This window comes from Microbacterium maritypicum MF109 (assembly GCF_000455825.1).
GTDB classification, from domain to species: Bacteria; Actinomycetota; Actinomycetes; order Actinomycetales; family Microbacteriaceae; genus Microbacterium; species Microbacterium maritypicum_A.
This window is the reverse complement of the sequence record NZ_ATAO01000241.1, coordinates 1-1132: the sequence shown is the minus strand read 5'-3', so window position 1 is coordinate 1132 and position 1132 is coordinate 1. Positions and strand designations below refer to the sequence as shown.

Annotated in this window: 2 pseudogenes; both read right to left on the bottom strand. The window is 68.5% G+C overall.

What is annotated here, in order from left to right:
* A pseudogene (locus tag L687_RS0122195) lies at positions 1 to 323 on the bottom strand (sugar ABC transporter permease); the annotation flags it as partial.
* A gap of 90 nt (positions 324 to 413) precedes the next feature.
* Positions 414 to 1132: pseudogene (locus tag L687_RS40540) on the bottom strand (ABC transporter substrate-binding protein); the annotation flags it as partial.

Sequence of the window (1132 nt, the reverse complement as noted above, 5' to 3'; positions counted from 1 at the left end):
AGGACGACGCGACCCATGCCCGTCCAGAACGCGCCGTTGGTCGCGGCGGTGACGAAGTTCTCGAGACCGACGAACGTGTCGACGAGTTCGCCGCCGCCGTAGAGTCCGTCTCCTGACGGCACCTGCGCGAAGAACGACGAGCGGATCGACACGATGATCGGCACCAGGAAGACCAGCACGAACAGCACCGCGAACGGTGCCATGAACAGCCATCCGGTGAGACCTTCGCGTCGGGTCCCGAACCGGCGCCGGCGGGTGGGATCCGCGGGGATGCGCGATGTCGGCGCCGGTGCCGCACCTCGCGTTTCGGTCACTGTGACCATGGTGTCGCCTCTCGAGGTCAAGACGACGGCGGAGTGCACGATTGCGCGTGCACTCCGCCGTCGATCATCCGATGATGCCTTCTCGTCGACTCACTCTGCGACCGGGAGGCCGAGGTCCTTCAGGGAGGAGACGGCGGTGTCCTGCGCGGTGGTGAAGATGTCGGCCACCGATGCCGTGCCGGCGACGGCCGCAGCGGCGGTCTCGTTCATCTTCGACAGCGTCGAGAAGCCCGGTGCGTAGGGGAAGTCGGGGTTCAGACTCTCGGTGGCCGTGCTCAATTCGGCGAGCACATCCTGACCGCCGAACTGGCGGAGCATCTTCTCGGGGGTCTCCACGTCGCCCTTGGCGGCGACGACGAGGCCCTGCGATGCGAGGTCGTCGACCTGCGTGTTGAACCAGTCGTTGAACTCCATCGCTTCGGCGGGGTACTCGCAGCCCTTCATCACCGAGACGCCGGAACCGCCGTCAGGGCCGCTCATGGCACCCGCGCCGAAGTCGGGAAGCTGGGCGACACGCCACTGCCCCTCGGCCGGTGTGCCGTCGAGCGAATCGAGGAGGAACCCGGCCTCCCACGCGGCTCCGACGTGGCCGATGAGGCTGCCGTCGTTGAGCGCGGCGGTGAAGCCCTCACCCCAGCGCTCGGTCGCCAACGTCTGCTTGCCGTCGAGCAGGCCCTGCCAGAACGCGGCGACGCGCTCGGAGCCTGCGCCCTCGGCGTCGACCTTCCACTCGTCGCCGGCGGTGCTGAACCAGGTGTCGCCGGCCGCGGCCGACTGGGCGGAGAGCCAGTTCTGAGCCTCATCCGGTG